Genomic DNA, 19974 nt, shown 5'->3' on the forward strand with positions numbered 1-19974 from the left:
TCTAGCGTTTTGTATTGCTTTTTTTTGCTCTCTCCTCAAGCTCTGTTTTAGGGTCATTATGTGTATTGCCTTCCAGGTCGCCTTGCGGAGTAACACCGCCGGTCAGCCGGCCTTTATCTTTCTTTTTCATGTTAGTTCACCTCGCCATTAGGATGAACCAATGATCAAGATTTAATTCTTTTCATTCAGCCGAATCGCTTCTTTTGCCAGAAGATCGGCTTTTTGGTTTTGCTTGCCCGGTATCCATTTGATGAAAAAAAGAGGGAATGCCGCTTTTAATCGGATGATCTCTTCTACAAACGGTTGAAACGTTATATTTTTAACCATTTCAAGCTCAGTGGCGCGTTCCACAATATCTGAATCGGTTCGAAAGGAAACTGATTGATACCCGCGCGTTGCACATAGCTTCATCCCTTCAATTAATGCAAGAAATTCCGCTTCCTGGTTTGTATGCACTCCGATTGGAATAGAGAAGGATTCTGCTGTTCCCTCATGTTTGATAAAAATGCCGATACCGGAAGGCCCGGGATTACCAGCGCTTGCGCCGTCTACGTATATTTCTGTAGGCATTATGAACTCCTTTCATCTTTAGGTATCATTTTTTTGGCTGCATAAGCATAAGGCAATGAAATCAAAGATACCGCAAACTTAATCAAATATGTAGAAATAAAAATATGAAGCCACACGCCTGCCGGATAAATGCCGAGAAAGGCGACTGCAGTGAATATGAATGTATCAAACAGCTGGCTGACTGCTGTACTGCCGCCGTTTCTGAGCCATAAAAGCCGATCAGAAGGAAATATCCTTCTAATTGCCGAATATACATAAACATCCAGCGTTTGGCTGAAGATAAAGGCAAGCAGACTTCCTAACGCAACTCGCGGAAGGAATCCGAAGATCGTTTCCAGCGCTGTTTGTGATATGTCGCTGGAAGCCGGTTCGAAAAGCAGCACACCCTGCATGACAAATGTCAGCGTCAGGAGCGTTGAGAATCCGAGCCATACCGCTTTTCTGGCTTCAGCTGGTCCGTATTTTTCATTCAGCACATCTGTCGCAAAAAAGATTGTGCCATACATCACATTCCCGAGTGTCGCTGTTAAGCCAAACAGTTCGACTGTTTTGACGACTTGGAGGTTGGCGCAGACTGTCGCAAAACCGATCCAAACAAACAGTCCCATTTTGCCAAATCCTTTATAAAATAAAAGAACAATGATAAAATGAATGATCGCAAAAAAGATCCAAAACGAATTATTAAACAAGATGAAAAAGCTTCCTTTCCGGGGTAAGATTGGTTTGATTATAGCATAAGCCCGACAACTAATGAATGGTAAGGTGATTGTAATGAAGCTCAGACCGCATTTGAAAATAGAAGCAAAAGGAACAGGATCCGTCTCATTTTTTAGCGAAGACTGGCTGACAGCACAGCAGGCACGTATGCTCGCCAGAGAACTTGGACGTTTTCCATACATGAAAGAGCTAGAGTTCGAAGACGAGAAAGGCGGCAGCTGGACGCTGAAGGAATTGGAAAAGCTGACAGAGGAGCTTGCTCAAGAGCCTGATGACATTACTGTTTATTTTGACGGCAGTTTCGATAAGGAGAGCGAACTGGCCGGTCTCGGGATCGTCATCTATTATTCACTGGGAGGAACCCGGCATCGCTTGAGAAAAAATAAAAGCTTCCGGCTGAAAACCAATAATGAAGCTGAATACGCAGCGCTTTATGAAGCAATAAGAGAAGTAAGAGAGCTTGGGGCAAGCAGAAATTCAATTACAATCAAAGGGGACTCGCTTGTTGTGCTGAATCAGCTTGACGGCAGCTGGCCTTGTTATGATCCATCTCATAATGAATGGCTGGACAAAATAGAAGCACTCCTTGAATCGCTGAAGCTTACTCCAACCTACGAAACAATACAACGGAAAGACAATCAGGAAGCTGACGGCCTCGCTAAAAAAATTCTATCCCATCAATTCGTAGAAAGCCACACGAAATTAGACCGTAACGGAGATGACGATATTGGATAAGAAAATGATCTTTAAAGAACTGACAGAACTGCACGATGAATATTGCAAGGACTGTTTTATTAAGAAGCAGTTTCGCAAAGAATTTGGCAAAACTTATGCGCATTCATTTTGTATCAATAAATGTACGGTTGGTGAAAAGCTGAAACAATACGGAGATGTCTTAACCAATCACTAAAAATAAAAACCGCAGAAGCTGCGGTTTTTATTCTTTGAATTCATCCAGCTGATGCTCGCTGTCATCTAGCAGCTGCTGTTGCTGCTTTACAAATTCAGGATCATCGAGAGCTGCCAGCTCTTCAGATTGTGACAGTTCTCTAGCATCCTCAATGGCTTGGTATGCAGAGTCGACTAATGTTTTGCTTTGGCCTCTCGTCGCGGCTCCTGTTGTTTTCTGCGCTGTTTCCACCGCTAGTTCCAGCTGCCGCTTATCCGTAAAGCCAGTCTGATCCTCATTATGAAATTCTGAAGTCACAAAAAACACCTCCGCCATTATTTTGCAGAGTTTTTTTGAAATTTATGTACCAAAATAGAAAAGAAAATAAAAATAAGCCGATATAACTATTGAACCAGAATAAATAGGACCGTTTTACTATTTGAGGTATCTTGATAGAGAAGGGGAACGCAGCTATGGATGATAAAGACTTGAAGTTGATCCTTCACAAAACATTTATAGAAATATACAGTGATTTAGAAGAACTGGCGGATATCGCGAAAAAAGGAAAACCATCAATGGAAAAGTATGTTGAAGAGATTGAACAGAGGTGCAAACAAAACATTTTGGCGATTGAAATCCAGATGAAAATCAAATAGGAGAGGCGAATGCCTCTCCTCTATTTGTCATCTCATCATCATGTATTGAGTTTAGAGTTTTACAACATTAGAAGCTTGAGGTCCACGATTACCTTCGACAATTTCAAAAGAAACTTCTTGTCCTTCTTCTAATGATTTGTATCCTTCTCCTTCGATAGCTGTGAAGTGAACAAATACATCGTCTCCGCCTTCAACTTCAATGAAGCCGAATCCTTTTTCGTTGTTGAACCATTTTACTTTACCGTTTTGCATATTGCTTAATTCCTCCTAGTACTGTAGCACCCATGTGCTAAAAAAAATTTTGTCATCATTTAACTTTGATTCATTGTTAAATGATGGTTCAACTATACACCATCTGGGAGCACCCGTCAAGTTGCGAAACGGCTTATTTTTCAAAAGAAGGGCAAGTTCCATAAAAAAATGTAACCGCTTTTATTGATGGCTGAATATAAATAAAAAGAGCACACGATTTTCGTATGCTCTCAAGTACGCCATTACGATAGCACTTTGGCTTTTTGTTTGGCAGTCATCATTTCTGATTCCTTCAGGATATCCTCTAAAATCACTTCAGAGGAGTTTGCTAAATGAAGGTCCTTAATGTTTTTCTTCATGCGCTGCAAGGTATCTTCATCTGCAAGAAGGGAAGTGACTGATTCGAGAATCTCTTCATGACGGTTCACAACGATGGCAGCTCCGCGGTCTTCAAAGAAGTTTGCATTTTCTTTTTCCTGGCCAGGCACGGGTTTGTACAGAATGACAGGCACTCCAATGGCTGTGGCTTCTGTCAAAGTAATGCCGCCAGGCTTGGTAATCATGCAATCTGTGATCCGAAATAGTTCATCAATGCGCTCCACATAGCCCAGAACTTTTAATTTGTCACCATTTTCCGCCTCAAGCGCACTCAAAGATTCTTTTAAAGCCGTATTTTTCCCGCACACGACAACCACTTGCACTTGGTCATCCTTGACAAGGTTTTCGCACAGCTCTTTTACGTTCTTTAATACACCGTGAGCACCTGCCATGATCAGAAGCACTTTTTTGTTTGGTGAAAGATTGTACTTTTTATATATCGGGCCAACCGGCATGGATTCTTCAAATTGCGGCCTGATTGGAATTCCTGTGATTTTTACGTTGCTTGGATGAGTGCCGATCTCCAGCAGTTTTTCCTTCACGTAATCTGTCGCCACATAATATTTATCCACGTTTTCGTGAACCCAAATTTTATGAAGACAAAAATCAGTCATAACGTTGAAGGTAGGAATGACTCTTCCAGTTCGGCGTCTGTATTCCGGCACGACGATCATCGGAAATGTATTAATAATAATATCGGGCTGATGTTCATCGACAAGTTCGCCCAATCTTTTATTACCCATTTTAAAGTAAATATTGAATTTACGTTTATTATAGATTTTGTCAACTCCGTAATAAAACAAACGATAAAACTGTTTCCCGATTGAGAAGCTTTTTAAATAAAGGTATTGAGTTACCTCTGAAACAATCGGATTTGACTCTTGGTACAAATTAGAAACTGTTACATGCTGAAAGCCGAGCCGTACACATTGTTCATAAAGTGTTTTGGCTACCTGCACATGTCCATTTCCGTAATTTGCAGTCAAAATTAATACTCTTTTATTGGTATTCAAGTAAATTCACCTCAATGTAATCAACAACAAGCAAGCTTCATGCATCGTAAGGAGTTATTGTCTATACATAAACATAACACAAATACATAATTGAATTATTAATGCAGTGAAAAAGTTAAGCTAATTTTAAATGATTTGGATTCCAGTATTTTAAATTTTTGTTATACGCAGACTGAATCAGATGTATTTTATCATATTTTTTGCTCAGCGTATCACTAAAAAAAGAAAAATTAGTCCCATTCATAAGGAGTTTCTTGGTAAACGTAATAATTCAGCCAATTCATAAACAATAATGTGGCATGCGCTTTCCAGCGATTCACTGGCTCGTTGCTGCCTTTTGCAAAATAATGTTTAGGCTCCTCGACAGTAGAAAGGTTTCGTTCCAAATCTCTTTCATACTCTTGAAGAAGCGTATTTGTATCATATTCAGGGTGCCCTGTCAAAAAGACTTGTTTTTCGTCTTTAGACACAATTAAGCAAACCCCGGCTTCCTTTGATGCGGTAAGAATGTTTAACTCGGGCACTGCTTGAAGCTGTTCCATATTTATATCTGTATGCCGGGAATGCGGCACGTAGTATAGCTCGTCAAAACCTCTTACCAATCTTTCGTGTTTTGAAAGAACGGTATGTTCGAACACACCGAAGATTTTTTTCGGCATTTGAATTTTTTCCACACCGTAATGGTAATACAAACCTGCTTGAGCACCCCAGCAAATATGCAAGGTTGAAGTGACATTTGTTTTGCTCCACTCCATGATTTCCTTGAGCTCTTCCCAATATGAAACCTCTTCAAACGCCAAATGCTCGATCGGCGCACCGGTGATAATCATGCCGTCAAACCTCTTGTGACGGATATTGGAAAAAGTCGTGTAAAATTCGTCAAGGTGTTCTCTCGCAGTATTTTTCGGCGTGTGTGTGCTTGGGATTAAAAATGTGAAATGAACCTGTAAAGGCGAATTTCCAAGCAATCTGAGAAGCTGAGTCTCTGTTTGGATTTTTTTCGGCATCAAATTTAATATAATAATTTTTTGCGGCCGGATATCCTGATGAAATGCTCTGCTTTCATCCATTACAAATATATGTTCACTTTCAAGCACCTGTTTTGCCGGCAGGTGTGTTGGTATATTAATAGGCAACGTGCCACCTCCATTATTTCCCCGTTTAATTTTCTTCATTATAGGAATTTTCACGCCAATTTTCAATCTATCTATACGTGTTGAGGGGGAAACAACAGAAAACTCTTTAAATAAAACGCACTGACACGCCTTTTGGTTTCACAGTAAAATGATTTTCAAAGATGTCAGAGGGAATTGTAATGTTTTATAGAATGATAAGATAAAAAATGAGACATATGAATTGATAATGAACGGACGCTCATATCGTTAAGTTTCTTATGAGTTCTTATTTGATGTTTACATTTTGAATTGCGATTTAAAAAAGGTAAAATAATCAGCACCAGGGACATAGGAGGGACTTACATGTCTATTTATCATATGAAGGTACGTACAATCACAGGGAAAGACATGACACTTCAGCCTTTCGCGGGAAAGGTACTGATGATCGTGAATACAGCAAGTAAGTGCGGTTTTACTCCCCAATTGAAGCAGCTGCAGGAATTATATGATACATATCAGCAGGATGGGCTGGAGATCTTAGGGTTCCCCTGCAATCAATTCATGAACCAAGAGCCTGGTGAAGAGGCTGACATACAGGAATTTTGTGAAACAAATTATGGTGTTACATTTCCTATGTTTTCAAAAGTGGATGTAAACGGGAAAAACGCCCACCCGCTGTTTGTGTATTTGACAGAACATGCGAAAGGGATGCTGGGAACTAAGGCAATCAAGTGGAATTTCACGAAATTTATAGTGGATAGAAATGGAGAAATCGTTGGCCGTTATTCACCAAATACAAATCCGAAAGAGCTGGAAGACGATATCGTGAAGCTGTTAGAGCAATAAAAAGAGGGTGTTTTTGTGAAGGAATTGAAGCAGGCAGAGCAAATCAGGGCATGGGTTCAATCTATCCTGACTGACGAAAGCTCTGGACATGACTGGCATCATGTATCAAGAGTAGCAGATCTTGCAGCGTATATTGGAGAAAAGGAAAAAGCGGATTTGTTCATTGTTGAAACGGCGGCTTTGGTTCATGATTTAATTGATGTGAAGCTGCCTGACACGGTCAGGCTTTCTGTGAGCGAAGTATATGATCAGCTCGTTTTTTTCGGAGTAGGAAAAGAGAATGCAGACAGAGTGATTCATATTATAACAAGGATGTCCTTTCGAGACAGGGAAAAGCTGGCGAAGGAGCCGCTCTCAATTGAGGGAAAAGCCGTACAGGATGCTGACAGACTTGATGCGATTGGTGCTGTCGGCATTGCGAGAGCTTTCATGTTTGCGGGCGCAAACGGGCATGGCCTTTATGGAGATGATCAAAGCGCCTACGCTCATTTTTTTCATAAGCTGCTGCGGCTGAAAGATATGATGAATACAGACACTGCACGGGAACTGGCAGAAGAAAGACACAATTTTATGCTTCAGTTTGTCCGCCAATTAGAAACAGAAATACCCGTGATTGATGCCAAAACGTCGTAATAGAAGGCTTGGAGCGACTATGATAGAATAAGTCACAGATATGCTATAGGAGGACGATCATGAAGATAAAATCAATTGAACCTACACCAAGCCCGAATACAATGAAAGTCGTCTTAACGGAAGAGCTTCCAGCGGGCAAAAGCAATAACTATAAACCTGAGCAAGCAGAAGGCGCACCGCCTGTTATAGCGGAAATTCTTAAAATAGATGGAGTTAAAGGGGTATATCACGTCGCAGATTTTCTTGCTGTTGAACGGAATGCAAGATACGACTGGAAAGACATTTTACCGCAAGTCCGCACTGCATTTGGGATGGAAAGTGCTGAAAGCGCAGAAGAAAATCGTTCTGATCAAGAATCTTTTGGAGAGGTAAAAGTTTTTGTGCAGATGTTCAGCGGCATTCCTATGCAAGTTAAATTAACCGATGGAGAGCGGGAAGAACGCTTCGGCTTACCTGAACGCTTTCAGCAGGCGATCTTAAAACTTAGATCTGAAGCTTCCAATGTTGTGTTTGAGCGGGCTTGGAAAGAACAAGGTGTCAGATTCGGTGACTTTGATGAAATCGGCCACGATGTGACAGAAGAGCTTCAGGCGGCATACAGTGATGAACGGCTGAAACGACTGACTGAAGCAGCCGCTCAAGGAAAGGGCGAAGCAAAACAAGCTGTACAGCGCAAAGCGTATAAAGTAACGCTTGATATGCTGGATGATGAGGACTGGAAAAAGCGTTATGCACACTTGGAACAGATGGATCCGAAAGAAGAGGATATCCCGGTTTTACAGAAGGCATTGGATGATCCAAAGGTGTCCATCAGAAGACAGGCTGTTGTGTACTTAGGAATGATTGAAACACCTGATGTTCTTCCTCTATTGTATAAAGCACTTGAGGACAAAGCTGTATCAGTCAGAAGAACGGCCGGAGACTGCCTGTCTGATATCGGCGATCCTCAAGCCATTCCTGCTATGATCAAGTCATTAAGCGACTCCAGCAAGCTTGTTCGCTGGCGTGCGGCCATGTTCCTGTACGAAGTCGGCGATGAAAGTGCAATTGAAGCTTTGTGCGCTGCAGAAGATGACCCCGAATTTGAGGTCAGCCTTCAAGTCAAAATGGCGCTTGAACGTATTGAGCATGGAGAAGAAGCAAAAGGTTCTGTTTGGAAACAAATGACGGAAAGCAGAAAAAAAGGCGAATAGAAATAAAAAAGGTGCAGATCATGCACCTTTTTTATGTGAATTCACTTTTTATAAAAATTATTTCGAATATTGTTGAAAAATATCCAAAAACTATTTATAGTAAGTAACAATATTAATAGTTGGAGGGTTCAAATCGAAAGAAAGCTATATAAATATAAAAACACGAAAGAACAAAACAAGGTGAGGGCGGCCTGTATTTATCTTATTTGCAAAAACAGCCCATAAATAAACTGAAAATTGTCAAAATAAAATCCAATCAAACAATTGAAAGAATTTAGGAGGATCACCATGGCAGAATTACGCAGTAATATGATCACACAAGGAATCGATAGAGCTCCGCACCGCAGTTTGCTTCGTGCAGCAGGAGTAAAAGAAGAGGATTTCGGCAAGCCGTTTATTGCGGTGTGTAATTCATACATTGATATCGTTCCCGGTCATGTTCACTTGCAGGAGTTTGGGAAAATCGTAAAAGAAGCAATCAGAGAAGCAGGGGGCGTTCCGTTTGAATTTAATACCATTGGGGTAGATGATGGCATCGCAATGGGGCATATTGGTATGAGATATTCGCTGCCAAGCCGTGAAATTATCGCAGACTCTGTGGAAACGGTTGTATCCGCACACTGGTTTGACGGAATGGTCTGTATTCCGAACTGCGACAAAATCACACCGGGAATGCTTATGGCGGCAATGCGCATCAACATTCCGACGATTTTTGTCAGCGGCGGACCGATGGCGGCAGGAAGAACAAGTGACGGGCGAAAAATCTCCCTTTCCTCAGTATTCGAAGGGGTAGGCGCTTACCAAGCAGGGAAAATCAACGAAAACGAGCTTCAAGAACTAGAGCAGTTCGGATGCCCAACGTGCGGGTCTTGCTCAGGCATGTTTACGGCGAACTCAATGAACTGTCTGTCAGAAGCACTTGGTCTTGCCTTGCCGGGTAATGGAACTATTCTGGCGACATCTCCGGAACGCAAAGAGTTTGTGAGAAAATCGGCTGCGCAATTAATGGAAACGATTCGCAAAGATATCAAACCGCGTGATATCGTTACAGTAAAAGCGATTGATAACGCGTTTGCACTCGATATGGCGCTCGGAGGTTCTACAAATACCGTTCTTCATACGCTTGCCCTTGCAAACGAAGCCGGCGTTGAATACTCTTTAGAACGCATTAACGAAGTCGCTGAGCGCGTGCCGCACTTGGCCAAGCTGGCGCCTGCATCGGATGTGTTTATTGAAGATCTTCATGAAGCGGGCGGCGTGTCAGCGGCTCTGAATGAGCTTTCGAAGAAAGAAGGAGCGCTTCATTTAGATGCGCTGACTGTTACAGGAAAAACTCTTGGAGAAACCATTGCCGGACATGAAGTAAAGGATTATGACGTCATTCATCCGCTGGATCAACCATTCACTGAAAAGGGAGGCCTTGCTGTTTTATTCGGTAATCTGGCTCCGGACGGCGCTATCATTAAAACAGGCGGCGTACAGAATGGGATTACAAGACACGAAGGGCCGGCTGTCGTATTCGATTCTCAGGACGAGGCGCTTGACGGCATTATCAACCGAAAAGTAAAAGAAGGCGACGTTGTCATCATCAGATACGAAGGGCCAAAAGGCGGACCTGGCATGCCGGAAATGCTGGCGCCAACATCCCAAATCGTTGGAATGGGACTCGGACCAAAAGTGGCATTGATTACGGACGGACGTTTTTCCGGAGCCTCCCGTGGCCTCTCAATCGGCCACGTATCACCTGAGGCCGCTGAGGGCGGGCCGCTTGCCTTTGTTGAAAACGGAGACCATATTATCGTTGATATCGAAAAACGCATCTTGGATGTACAAGTGCCAGAAGAAGAGTGGGAAAAACGAAAAGCGAACTGGAAAGGTTTTGAACCGAAAGTGAAAACCGGCTACCTGGCACGTTATTCTAAACTTGTGACAAGTGCCAACACCGGCGGTATTATGAAAATCTAGACAGCTGGGGACACTTTTCTTTATTTTAAGGCGTGAACATTTGAAATCCGGCCCTCTCTATAGTATCCTTTACTTCAGATGAAGGATACTAGAGGGGGCTTTTTTTATGTCAATGGCTTATGAAGAATACATGCGCCAGCTTGTCGTACCGATGCGCCGCGAGCTGACTGGAGCAGGTTTTGAAGAGTTAACAACAGCGGAAGAAGTAGAAAACTTTATGGAAAAGGCAGAGGGCACAACTCTTGTAGTCGTTAACTCTGTATGTGGCTGCGCGGCAGGCCTTGCGCGTCCTGCGGCTACACAGGCAGTCCTCCAGAATGACAAAACACCTGACAATACGGTGACTGTTTTTGCGGGCCAAGATAAAGAAGCTACTGCGAAAATGCGTGAGTATTTTACTGGCCAGGAGCCTTCTTCACCATCAATGGCTCTTTTGAAAGGCAAAGAAGTCGTACATTTTATTCCGCGTCATGAAATTGAAGGACACGATATGGAAGAAATCATGAAAAATCTGACTGCTGCCTTCGATGCGCACTGCTAAATGCCCGTTTTTCGGGCATTTTCTTTTTGGGAGTACAGAAGATGATAACAACAAGCTATAGACCGTCTGAACACACCATAAAAACCGCAAAGCAGCTTTCTAAAGAGCTAAATATGCCATACTGCGGCCGGAATAAACAAACGGTTGAACACCTGCTGAAGTCAGCTGAACGTGATTTGCTTGTGGTCGGCAAAGAGCGGTTTGAGCTGTATACGAAACAAGGTGCCAAATTCTTTTTTCATCCGAATACAGCGATGTTCAGAGCCAAACGCTTCTTACAGGGGGAGAAAGAGCCTATGCTTCGGGCTGCCGGCTTATCTGAAGGGGATGCGTTTTTAGATTGCACACTCGGGCTGGGGTCAGATGCCATTATCGCAAGTATGGCAGTAGGCGAAACGGGTTCTGTTGTTGGGATTGAAAAAAACCATCTTGTGTCTGTTTTAGTGAGGACGGGGCTGCATTCATGGGAAACGGGTATAGAAGAGCTTCAAGCTGCGATGAGAAGAATCCAGGTGAAGAATGGTGATTGCTTTGAACACCTCAAGCAGCTTCCTGACAACTCTGTTGATGTGGTTTATTTCGATCCAATGTTTCATGAACCTGTAGAGACCTCTGACGGCATCGCGCCTTTACGTGATTTGGCAGAGGATTCCGTTTTGCACGAAGGATGTATCAATGAAGCGGTACGAGTCGCCAGAAAAAGCGTTGTGCTAAAAGACCACTGGAAAAGCCCGCGGTTTGAACAGTTTGGTTTTAACGTCATGAAAAGAAAAACAGCACTGTTCCATTATGGCGTCATTCAAACAAGCCCGTGATTCATATCACGGGCTTTCTGTTAATCGGTGACCTCCATGACGACAAAGTATAACAATGTTAAGAGTGAAACTGTGGCAAACAGAGCGTCAATCATGCGGAAAGCCTCCTTTCATGGAATATTGTAAGCGTTTTTACGCAAAGTGCATAGCAACGAATCTCCTAATTTGCATATCAGTTTCATATAGTACATGACTTGCATGTTTTGGATGTGCTAAAATAAGAGAAACATGACAATAAAATAGAGAGGAATAAGCAGTCATGAAATTGTGGATGAGAAAGACCCTTGTGGTTTTATTTACCATTGTAACGTTCGGGCTCGTATCTCCTCCGGCTGCCCTTATGGCGGACAAGCCTTCCGGACAGCCGAGCAGTCTTGAGCAGAATGATTACACCGCTTTTTATGATGAGCATGACCTGTACGATGATGAGTCGGATGACAGGCGAGATCCTGAACTGCTTTTTCAATCGTACAAGGAACAGCTCCTTGACAGCGCTGAGGATCAGTCCTTTTTAAAATTCGGCAGCAGAATCGCTCCTGTCATTGAGGCTGACTATCGGAAAGAGATCCTGCCAAAAATCGAAAATGTGATTAGTGATTATTTAGCGACATTGCAAGATGATGAGGCGTACCAAGATGTTGTGATCTCAAGCATGCCTTCAGCGGGCAAAACGGAAAAAATTTTCAACGTTTACAATCGGACAACTGGAGAAGATCTTCTCAGATTCCATGTGCGAAGAGACCACCCGCCGCATGACGGCTACTGGTTTAATTTTCATTATCATACAGCAGAAGATGGATTTCAATCACATCATGAGCTTGGGAGCATTTACTGGGACCGCAACACGCCTCCCAACTGGATGAGTGCCTAAAGGAGATGCCATTAGACATGAAAAAGTACACAATGAATGAAATGGTCGATATAACAAAGGATATGCTGAACAAACGGGGCGTTATGATAGAAGATATTGCACGGATTGTTCAAAAACTTCAGGAAAAATACAATCCAAATCTGCCGCTCAGTGTTTGCATGGAGAATGTAGAAAAAGTCCTGAACAAACGTGAAATTATTCATGCTGTTTTGACAGGCCTTGCACTCGATCAGCTTGCAGAACAGAAGCTTCTCCCCGAGCCGCTGCAGCACCTTGTTGAAACGGATGAACCGCTTTACGGCATAGATGAAATTATCCCGCTTTCAATCGTTAATGTGTACGGGTCGATCGGTTTGACCAATTTCGGTTATTTGGATAAAGAGAAGATTGGAATTATTAAGGAACTTGATGAAAGTCCAGACGGTATTCACACCTTTTTGGATGATATTGTGGCAGCTCTTGCTGCAGCAGCGGCGAGCAGAATTGCACATACGCATCAGGATCTGCAAGATGAAGAAAAAGAACAGGATGAAAAGCCTGTCGTCAGCTGACTATAAAAAAATCATTTCTGGGTTCAGAAATGATTTTTTATTGTGTTACACTACTAGAAGACTACTTTTAAAGGATGAAAAAAATGAAACAGTATAAGGATTTATGCAGACATGTTTTAGAGCAAAAAGGGGCGGTTAGCGTATGATTTCATTCATTTTTGCAATGGATGCCAACAGGCTTATCGGCAAAGACAATGATTTGCCGTGGCATTTGCCCAATGATCTTGCATACTTTAAGAAAGTAACATCGGGCCATTCAATCATTATGGGCCGAAAAACATTTGAATCGATCGGACGTCCGCTTCCAAATCGGAAAAATATTGTCGTTACCTCAGCGCCGGCTTCAGAATTTCCGGGATGCACGGTTGTCAGTTCATTAAAGGATGTACTGGACATTTGTTCAGGCCCTGAAGAATGCTTTGTGATCGGAGGGGCTCAGCTCTATACGGACCTTTTCCCTTATGCGGACAGACTGTATATGACGAAAATTCATCACGAGTTTGAGGGTGACCGTCACTTCCCTGAATTTGATGAATCCAATTGGAAGCTGGTTTCTTCTGAGCAGGGGATCAAAGACGAAAAAAACCCGTATGATTACGAATTTCTAATGTATGAAAAAAAGAATTCTTCTAAAGCGGGAGGATTTTAATTGGTTCGCTACAGCCTTCTAGTGGTTTATATTGTGTATATGCTGTTAAAAAATATGAAACAATTATTTAATCAAACAATGCTCGATCCCCGTCTGTCATACAAAAAACAGATGACTCTTGTGTACGAACAGCCAAAGGCGTTTTTGGAAGGCTGTATCGGCATCTCCGGTTCAGTTGTGACGATCCATCAGCCAGAGCCAATACCACACGGTCCTGTTTTGTATGTGCATCCCCGTTTGCGTTTGGCTGAACTGGCCTTAATTGCTGGATATATTGAGGAACCGGCCGGCTTTATCGCCAACCCAAAAGTGTTCCGCTTGCCTTTTATCGGGCAATGGCTGGATCGGATGGATGTGATTTCAGACGGTGATTCAGAAAAGGTATATGAAGATGTGACAAAACAGCTGGAAAAGGGACAAAGCCTGATTCTTTCACTAGATGGTTCTATTGATCCTGTAGAACTTGCGGCCCGCTATCATCTTCCGTTGGTGATGGTGGAAACGAAAGGAACAGATAACATGCAAAAGGGCTCGTTTTTTAAACGCTTAAAACCGACAGACATTGAATTGTCCTTTTCAAAAGCTTATATACCTGCCAATGAAAAACAATTACGTGCATAAAAAAGCGCAGTCGTGAAGACTGCGCTTTTCTGTTACTGTTACGAAAGGAACGGCACCTTTACACAATAGAAGAGCACGCAGAAAAACATGGCAGCGCTCCCGCCCAATACAAAGCTGTGCCAAATGGCGTGATGGAAGGGGATCTTTTTCCAAATGTAAAAGATGGTTCCGACAGAGTATAAAATGCCGCCGAGAAAAAGGAGGGTGAATCCCGCTCCGCTCAGTGAAGCATATAAAGGTTTAACTGCAATAATCATCAGCCACCCCATGACTAAATACACGAAGGTTGACAATAGGATAAACCGTTTCACAAAGAAAATTTTAAAAACGATTCCGCCTAGGGCAAGTGACCATACGATAACCAACAGGGTAAAGCCGAGTGTGCCTTTCAGCGGCCCAAGCAAAAAAGGCGTGTAGGTTCCGGCGATGAGTACGTAAATCGCGCTATGATCAATAATCTCCAAAATGTCCTTCGTTTTTTTATGTGTGATGCTGTGAAGCAGGGTGGAGCTCAAATATAACAGCAGCATAGAGACACCGAATATTGTAAAGCTGACAATGTCCCATGCAGACCCGTAATTAGCCGCAAATATGATTAGAAACACTAATGCTGGGATGGATAAGAGGACACCGATGCCGTGTGTAATCGCATTGGCGATCTCTTCTTTGATTGTAAACAAGTGCATTCTCCTTTCGATCACTAGATCATTTGATTTTTTAACGTCTCTATAAAGCTCAAGCCCTCAAAGGTAATTTTTGTGCCTGCGCGTCCGCGGCTTTTGGTGACATAATCTTTTTTCTCCAAATAGTCGAGACGGCTTCTGACCTGCTGCGGCGTTAACGAGGTTTGGGTATTTTTGCTGTGTTCAGAAATGATCCGTCTGCTGGCAGGTTCTCCTTTTTCGTTCAATACTTTTATTGTTTCCAAAATAAACAAAAACTCAGCTTTTTCCATTAAAGTCAGCAGCTTCGCTTTTTTCTTCGATGTTTTTCCGTCTATCGCGCCTCTAATATATGGCGGCAGGTCATATGGCTGAATCGTTCCCCCGCTTGATACTGCCGCCATATAATCTGCAGCGTTTTTTAATTCCCTGACATTGCCTTCAAATGCATGCTTCTCAAGCACGGGAAAAACGGAGGGATCGATTAACAATTGCCGACCGGAATTTGAGAGAAAATGCTGTGTCAAAAGCGGAATATCGCTTTTTCGTTCCGATAATTCTGGCAGTGCGAGCGTTAAAATGTTCAGTCTGTAGAATAAGTCTTGCCTGAATGTATGTTCCACGGATCGGTCTGCAGAAGCACAGATCATTCGCGGTTTCTCCGTGTCTGAATCAAGCGCTTTTAACAGCTGAGCTTGTACAGAAGCAGGCATGCGCCATACATCATCAAGAAAAAGGGTTCCTCGTACCGCTTTTTGAAAAACACCTGTGTTTCCGTTAGTGCCAAAAAGCTCATGAATAAGGGTTTCTTCCGAATGGGTGCTGCAATTGACGCTTATAAACGGTTCATTGCTTCTCGAAGATTCCAAGTGTATGGCATGTGCGAAGTGATTTTTGCCTGTTCCGATTTTTCCTGTTATTAAGACAGGAAGCTCCGATAACGAGAACTGCTTGGCGATTCGCTTCGCTTCCAGGAAAGTTTGATGCTCTCCGATTAGTTGTTGAAATGTATTGAGTTTTGGTGCACTATTCATCAATTGGCTCCTTTTGGTTCTAATTGGTTTCATTATATCATGCCTTTTGGTTGAAAACACCCTTTATTTTACGATCATCTTTTTTCTTGGCTCTGCAGGATAATGGTTGAACAGAAGTTACCACAAGATGTGGTGGACATAGTCTGTATTTTTTTAATTATTAAATAAAAATAATTGTCTTATTTTTTGAATATTCATGTTATAATGGCATATTAAATAGGGATTTAAAACAAGAAAGGAATCTGTACATGAAACCGTTGCTTAAAGAAAACTCTCTCATCCAAGTGAAAGACATTTTGAAGGCTCACCAAAACGTAAAGGACGTTGTCATTCACACACCTTTGCAGAGGAATGACAGACTTTCTGAGAGATATGAATGCAATATCTATTTAAAACGTGAAGACTTGCAAGTTGTCAGATCTTTTAAGCTCAGAGGGGCTTATCATAAAATGAAACAGCTTTCCAGCGAGCAGACAGAGAACGGAGTTGTGTGTGCAAGTGCCGGAAACCACGCTCAAGGTGTGGCATTTTCGTGTAAACATCTTGGCATTCACGGGAAAATTTTTATGCCGTCTACTACACCGAGACAAAAAGTATCTCAAGTTGAACTATTCGGAAAAGGATTTATCGATATTATTTTGACAGGCGATACGTTTGACGACGCGTATAAAAGCGCTGCTGAATGCTGTGAGGCGGAATCTCGGACGTTTATCCATCCGTTCGATGATCCGGATGTGATGGCCGGACAGGGAACGCTCGCAGTCGAGATTTTAAACGACATTGATACAGAACCGCATTTTCTTTTTGCAAGTGTCGGAGGCGGCGGCCTTCTCTCTGGGGTAGGTACATATTTGAAAAACGTGTCTCCTGATACAAAGGTTATTGCTGTTGAGCCGGCGGGAGCGGCATCCTACTTTGAATCAAACAAAGCTGGGCATGTCGTCACACTTGATAAAATTGATAAGTTTGTAGATGGGGCGGCTGTTAAAAAAATTGGCGAGGAAACCTTCCGGACGCTGGAAACTGTCGTTGATGACATTCTCCTTGTGCCTGAAGGAAAAGTATGTACATCCATTCTTGAATTATATAACGAATGTGCAGTTGTTGCTGAACCGGCTGGAGCTCTTTCTGTCGCAGCGCTTGATTTGTACAAGGATGAAATTAAAGGGAAAAACGTGGTGTGTGTGGTAAGCGGGGGCAATAACGATATCGGAAGAATGCAGGAAATGAAGGAGCGTTCCTTGATTTTTGAAGGTCTTCAGCATTATTTTATCGTCAATTTTCCGCAAAGAGCGGGGGCGCTCCGCGAATTTCTTGACGAAGTCCTCGGGCCGAATGATGACATTACAAGGTTTGAATATACGAAGAAAAATAATAAAAGCAATGGACCTGCTCTTGTCGGCATCGAGCTGCAGAACAAAGCCGATTATGGGCCGCTGATTGAACGGATGAACAAAAAACCGTTTCATTATGTAGAGGTGAACAAGGATGAGGACTTGTTCCATTTACTAATCTAATTTTTTTACACAACCGCGCAAAATGACAGACAGCCCGGCTGGCATCATATATAATAGAAGAAAAACAAAAAAGAGGATTGATAGCTTGTTACTCAAAAGCCTAGAGTTCAAACGCGATGACGGGATTCAGGTGAAAGTGACAGAAATACCTGTATTAAAGGAAGATGAGCACTATTTCTTTATGTTACATCACCATTTGCAATTCTACTTAAAAGAAGTGTTTTCATCAAACAGCAGGGCAAAAGTGTATTCTTTCCGACATTATATGAAGCGCCGGATGAAGTGGGCAGATTATCAGGCTGTATTTCATCAAGAGGTGTTAAAGCACAACGCGTAACATGCCGTTTTTTACCTGCATGCCCTCCTTTGTAATCGTTAATGGGGAGGCATGCAGGATTTTTTTTGCTCAGTATCGAATACAAACATGGGACAGTAAGGACGGTTTTAGAAAGCGTTTTTATGCTGGCTGGAAAGGGTGGATGTCATGAAGGTTATCAAGGGGTTAACGGCTGGGCTGATTTTTCTGTTTTTGTGTGCATGCGGAGGACAGCAGATTAAAAATCCGCTCAATTACGAGGTGGAGCCTTTTACATTTCAAAACCAAGACGGCAAGAACGTTTCTTTAGAGAGCTTAAAAGGAGAAGTATGGCTGGCGGATTTTATTTTTACCAATTGTGAAACTATATGTCCGCCAATGACCGCTCATATGACTGATCTGCAAAAAAAATTGAAAGCCGAAAATATAGATGTCCGCATCATATCATTTAGTGTTGACCCAGAAAACGATAAGCCGAAACAGCTGAAGAAATTTGCCGCAAATTATCCATTATCTTTTGATAACTGGGATTTTCTCACTGGATACAGCCAGAGTGAGATTGAGGAGTTCGCACTTAAGAGCTTTAAAGCGATCGTAAAGAAGCCGGAGGGAGAGGACCAAGTGATTCATCAATCTTCTTTTTATTTGGTAGGTCCGGACGGTAAGGTGCTGAAAGATTACAATGGAGTGGAGAATACACCGTACGATGATATCATTTCCGATGTGAAGTCAGCCAGTACACTCAAGTAAGCTAAGAGACTAGGCATTTGCAAATCTTCTAAAACATGATACACTTTCCACTAGTAGAATGGGAAGGAGCAACAAGATTGAAGCTGCGCATTTTTTCAATCATGGCCAGTTTGATTTTGCTTCTTACTGCGTGTACGAGCATACGTACATCATCTGAGGGAAAACAAAAAGCCCATGAAACGAAAACAAAAGAACACATTGTCATAGCGGCTGTCGGAGATTCGCTGACAGAAGGAGTCGGAGATCCCGACGGAAAGGGATATGTCGGCAAGGTGGCGGATTCTATCCGGTCAGATAAACAAGTCAAAACGGTCGACGTGAAAAATTATGCCGTAAAAGGGAACCGTTCGGATGATTTATTAGAAAAACTAAAAGATAAAAAGGTTCAAAAAGGCATAAAGGACGCAGATTATGTCTTTTTTACAATTGGCGGTAATGATTTGATGAAAATCCTTCGCCAAAACTTTCTGCAATTAACCGTTGAACCGTTTCAGGAAGCGGAAAAACCGTACGAAAAGCGCTTTGAAAAAATCATTTCTGAAATTCGCGAGCTGAATGATCACGCTGAGCTGATTTATGTCAGCATGTACAATCCGTTTACGTTTACATTATCAGAACTAAATGAAATAAATGGTGTCGTCACGGATTGGAACCATATTGCTGAAAAAGAGCTGAAAAAAGATAAACATGCAAAAATCGTTCATATCGAAGATTTGTTCAATCAAAAAAGTGACAGCAGCCGAATTTCTGAGAAAGATGATTTTCATCCTAATGGTACGGGTTATTCTCTTATCGCAAAGCGCGTCTATCAAGCCATTAAAAAAGAAGGATTACCGAAAGAGTAGGGTGACAGCATGAATAAGTGGAAGCGACTGTTTTTTATATTGCTTGCAATCAATTTTATCCTCGCCGCCGGGTTTGTGGCACTTGTTTTGCTCCCGGGGGAACAGGCTCAGGTGAAGGATTCATCTGAGAGCGAGTATGGATTTCAAGTGACAAGCACAAAAGAATCATTAGCTGCGTTTGTTAACTCATATTTAAACGACAAAGCATCAAACAAGCTTGATTATAAAGTAGAGATTGATGATGATGTTCATGTCGCAGGGAAAATCAAGGCATTTTCCACGTCTATTGATGCGTTTATCGCTTTTGAGCCGACTGTGAAAAAAAACGGTGATGTAGAGCTGAATGTCACGAAATTTTCGTTAGGGAAATTGAGTATACCAATTAGCTTTGTGTTAAATTATATGGACAGCTTTTATGAATTGCCGTCATTTGTCCATGTTCACCCCGGAGATAAAAGCATTGAAGTGCGTTTGTCAGAAATGCCTTTAACGAATGGAATGTATGTCAAAGCGGATAAGATAAATTTAGAAAAAGATGAAATTGAGTTTTCCTATTACCATCCTAAACAATAGAG

General features: G+C 42.2%; 28 protein-coding genes. 18 read left to right on the forward strand and 10 right to left on the reverse strand.

Going from position 1 to position 19974, the window contains the following annotated elements; genetic code table 11:
- Window position 1 precedes the first annotated feature (1 nt).
- The 3 genes from sspL to WA279_RS03975 are packed head-to-tail and all read right to left on the reverse strand — an operon-like array spanning window position 2 to window position 1259.
- Window positions 2-130: a small, acid-soluble spore protein L gene (gene sspL, locus WA279_RS03965; RefSeq protein ID WP_003218255.1), complete on the reverse strand. Its 129-nt coding sequence runs from the start codon at window positions 128-130 to the stop codon at window positions 2-4.
- A 41-nt stretch (window positions 131-171) separates the two neighbouring features.
- Window positions 172-570, reverse strand: coding sequence for a reverse transcriptase-like protein (locus WA279_RS03970; RefSeq protein ID WP_336154343.1), 399 nt, complete (start codon window positions 568-570; stop codon window positions 172-174).
- Window positions 570-1259 (reverse strand): queuosine precursor transporter, encoded by a 690-nt coding sequence (locus tag WA279_RS03975; protein ID WP_014477139.1) that lies wholly within the window; start codon window positions 1257-1259, stop codon window positions 570-572. Before WA279_RS03975 ends, WA279_RS03970 begins: the two co-directional genes overlap by 1 nt.
- Window positions 1260-1341: 82 nt before the next feature.
- Here WA279_RS03975 and WA279_RS03980 point away from each other — a divergent pair, with 82 nt between their 5' ends.
- Together WA279_RS03980 and WA279_RS03985 are read left to right on the forward strand one after the other, a co-directional pair.
- A complete protein-coding gene (locus WA279_RS03980; RefSeq protein WP_014477138.1) occupies window positions 1342-2022 on the forward strand; it encodes a ribonuclease H family protein in 681 nt (226 codons plus the stop codon).
- A complete protein-coding gene (locus tag WA279_RS03985; RefSeq protein WP_004399003.1) occupies window positions 2015-2197 on the forward strand; it encodes a zinc-finger domain-containing protein in 183 nt (60 codons plus the stop codon). The genes WA279_RS03980 and WA279_RS03985 overlap by 8 nt, the downstream gene beginning before the upstream one ends.
- A 27-nt stretch (window positions 2198-2224) precedes the next feature.
- Here WA279_RS03985 and WA279_RS03990 read toward each other — a convergent pair whose 3' ends face one another.
- The gene (locus tag WA279_RS03990; protein WP_004398863.1) at window positions 2225-2494 is read right to left on the reverse strand and encodes a DUF2564 family protein; all 270 of its coding nucleotides are present in this window, start codon (window positions 2492-2494) and stop codon (window positions 2225-2227) included.
- Between the two features lie 155 nt (window positions 2495-2649).
- On the opposite strand from WA279_RS03990, the gene degR reads away from it, so the two are divergent.
- The gene (degR, locus tag WA279_RS03995) at window positions 2650-2832 is read left to right on the forward strand and encodes a transcriptional regulator DegR (RefSeq protein ID WP_003230774.1); all 183 of its coding nucleotides are present in this window, start codon (window positions 2650-2652) and stop codon (window positions 2830-2832) included.
- 51 nt (window positions 2833-2883) lie between these two features.
- Here the strand turns inward: degR and cspD are convergent, their stop codons facing one another.
- The 4 genes from cspD to metA all read right to left on the reverse strand — a co-directional run bounded on the left by cspD (window position 2884) and on the right by metA (window position 5611).
- Entirely contained in the window at window positions 2884-3084 is a 201-nt protein-coding gene (cspD, locus tag WA279_RS04000; protein ID WP_003153604.1) for a cold-shock protein CspD, read from the reverse strand.
- Between the two features lie 15 nt (window positions 3085-3099).
- On the reverse strand, window positions 3100-3246 hold the full coding sequence (locus WA279_RS04005; RefSeq protein WP_120028300.1) for a hypothetical protein: 147 nt from the start codon (window positions 3244-3246) through the stop codon (window positions 3100-3102).
- Between the two features lie 80 nt (window positions 3247-3326).
- Entirely contained in the window at window positions 3327-4475 is a 1149-nt protein-coding gene (locus tag WA279_RS04010) for a diglucosyl diacylglycerol synthase (protein ID WP_072175969.1), read from the reverse strand.
- A gap of 230 nt (window positions 4476-4705) precedes the next feature.
- On the reverse strand, window positions 4706-5611 hold the full coding sequence (gene metA, locus WA279_RS04015; RefSeq protein WP_015714134.1) for a homoserine O-acetyltransferase MetA: 906 nt from the start codon (window positions 5609-5611) through the stop codon (window positions 4706-4708).
- A 342-nt stretch (window positions 5612-5953) separates the two neighbouring features.
- On the opposite strand from metA, the gene WA279_RS04020 reads away from it, so the two are divergent.
- The 10 genes from WA279_RS04020 to WA279_RS04065 all read left to right on the forward strand — a co-directional run bounded on the left by WA279_RS04020 (window position 5954) and on the right by WA279_RS04065 (window position 14275).
- Window positions 5954-6436, forward strand: coding sequence for a glutathione peroxidase (locus WA279_RS04020; RefSeq protein WP_335388620.1), 483 nt, complete (start codon window positions 5954-5956; stop codon window positions 6434-6436).
- Window positions 6437-6451: 15 nt separating this feature from the next.
- A complete protein-coding gene (hdhQ, locus tag WA279_RS04025) occupies window positions 6452-7069 on the forward strand; it encodes an Mn(2+)-dependent (deoxy)ribonucleoside pyrophosphohydrolase (protein ID WP_335388619.1) in 618 nt (205 codons plus the stop codon).
- A 59-nt stretch (window positions 7070-7128) separates the two neighbouring features.
- Window positions 7129-8262 (forward strand): conserved virulence factor C family protein, encoded by a 1134-nt coding sequence (locus tag WA279_RS04030; protein ID WP_335388618.1) that lies wholly within the window; start codon window positions 7129-7131, stop codon window positions 8260-8262.
- 288 nt (window positions 8263-8550) lie between these two features.
- Window positions 8551-10227: a dihydroxy-acid dehydratase gene (gene ilvD / locus WA279_RS04035; RefSeq protein WP_009967560.1), complete on the forward strand. Its 1677-nt coding sequence runs from the start codon at window positions 8551-8553 to the stop codon at window positions 10225-10227.
- 106 nt (window positions 10228-10333) lie between these two features.
- Window positions 10334-10768 (forward strand): bacilliredoxin BrxA, encoded by a 435-nt coding sequence (brxA, locus tag WA279_RS04040; RefSeq protein ID WP_003230794.1) that lies wholly within the window; start codon window positions 10334-10336, stop codon window positions 10766-10768.
- Window positions 10769-10809: 41 nt separating this feature from the next.
- Complete coding sequence (locus tag WA279_RS04045; RefSeq protein ID WP_336154346.1) at window positions 10810-11583, forward strand: class I SAM-dependent methyltransferase; 774 nt, start codon at window positions 10810-10812, stop codon at window positions 11581-11583.
- A gap of 259 nt (window positions 11584-11842) precedes the next feature.
- Window positions 11843-12454 (forward strand): YpjP family protein, encoded by a 612-nt coding sequence (locus WA279_RS04050; RefSeq protein ID WP_335388617.1) that lies wholly within the window; start codon window positions 11843-11845, stop codon window positions 12452-12454.
- A gap of 17 nt (window positions 12455-12471) precedes the next feature.
- A complete protein-coding gene (locus WA279_RS04055; RefSeq protein ID WP_003230797.1) occupies window positions 12472-13005 on the forward strand; it encodes a phosphatidylglycerophosphatase A family protein in 534 nt (177 codons plus the stop codon).
- 142 nt (window positions 13006-13147) lie between these two features.
- Window positions 13148-13654 carry a dihydrofolate reductase DfrA gene (dfrA, locus tag WA279_RS04060; RefSeq protein WP_015383909.1) on the forward strand — a complete coding sequence of 169 codons (507 nt, stop codon included), beginning with the start codon at window positions 13148-13150 and terminating at the stop codon, window positions 13652-13654.
- A complete protein-coding gene (locus WA279_RS04065) occupies window positions 13655-14275 on the forward strand; it encodes a lysophospholipid acyltransferase family protein (protein ID WP_336154349.1) in 621 nt (206 codons plus the stop codon). It abuts the gene before it with no gap.
- Window positions 14276-14313: 38 nt separating this feature from the next.
- Here WA279_RS04065 and trhA read toward each other — a convergent pair whose 3' ends face one another.
- A complete protein-coding gene (gene trhA / locus WA279_RS04070) occupies window positions 14314-14955 on the reverse strand; it encodes a PAQR family membrane homeostasis protein TrhA (protein ID WP_251187780.1) in 642 nt (213 codons plus the stop codon).
- A gap of 20 nt (window positions 14956-14975) precedes the next feature.
- Window positions 14976-15971 carry a sigma-54-dependent transcriptional regulator gene (locus WA279_RS04075; RefSeq protein WP_336154353.1) on the reverse strand — a complete coding sequence of 332 codons (996 nt, stop codon included), beginning with the start codon at window positions 15969-15971 and terminating at the stop codon, window positions 14976-14978.
- A 248-nt stretch (window positions 15972-16219) separates the two neighbouring features.
- On the opposite strand from WA279_RS04075, the gene ilvA reads away from it, so the two are divergent.
- The 5 genes from ilvA to WA279_RS04100 all read left to right on the forward strand — a co-directional run bounded on the left by ilvA (window position 16220) and on the right by WA279_RS04100 (window position 19972).
- On the forward strand, window positions 16220-17488 hold the full coding sequence (gene ilvA, locus WA279_RS04080; protein WP_014480067.1) for a threonine ammonia-lyase IlvA: 1269 nt from the start codon (window positions 16220-16222) through the stop codon (window positions 17486-17488).
- Between the two features lie 85 nt (window positions 17489-17573).
- Window positions 17574-17825: a DUF2535 family protein gene (locus WA279_RS04085; RefSeq protein WP_014480066.1), complete on the forward strand. Its 252-nt coding sequence runs from the start codon at window positions 17574-17576 to the stop codon at window positions 17823-17825.
- A gap of 147 nt (window positions 17826-17972) precedes the next feature.
- Window positions 17973-18554 carry a cytochrome c oxidase assembly accessory protein ScuA gene (gene scuA, locus WA279_RS04090; protein ID WP_024572006.1) on the forward strand — a complete coding sequence of 194 codons (582 nt, stop codon included), beginning with the start codon at window positions 17973-17975 and terminating at the stop codon, window positions 18552-18554.
- Window positions 18555-18631: 77 nt separating this feature from the next.
- Window positions 18632-19399, forward strand: a complete 768-nt coding sequence (locus WA279_RS04095) for an SGNH/GDSL hydrolase family protein (RefSeq protein WP_038828635.1) — start codon at window positions 18632-18634, stop codon at window positions 19397-19399.
- A gap of 9 nt (window positions 19400-19408) precedes the next feature.
- Window positions 19409-19972 (forward strand): YpmS family protein, encoded by a 564-nt coding sequence (locus tag WA279_RS04100; protein WP_015251867.1) that lies wholly within the window; start codon window positions 19409-19411, stop codon window positions 19970-19972.
- The last annotated feature ends 2 nt before the right edge of the window (window positions 19973-19974 follow it).

Origin of the sequence: Bacillus sp. 204(2023) (assembly GCF_037027505.1) — a bacterium.
In the GTDB taxonomy this organism is placed as follows: domain Bacteria; phylum Bacillota; class Bacilli; order Bacillales; family Bacillaceae; genus Bacillus; species Bacillus subtilis.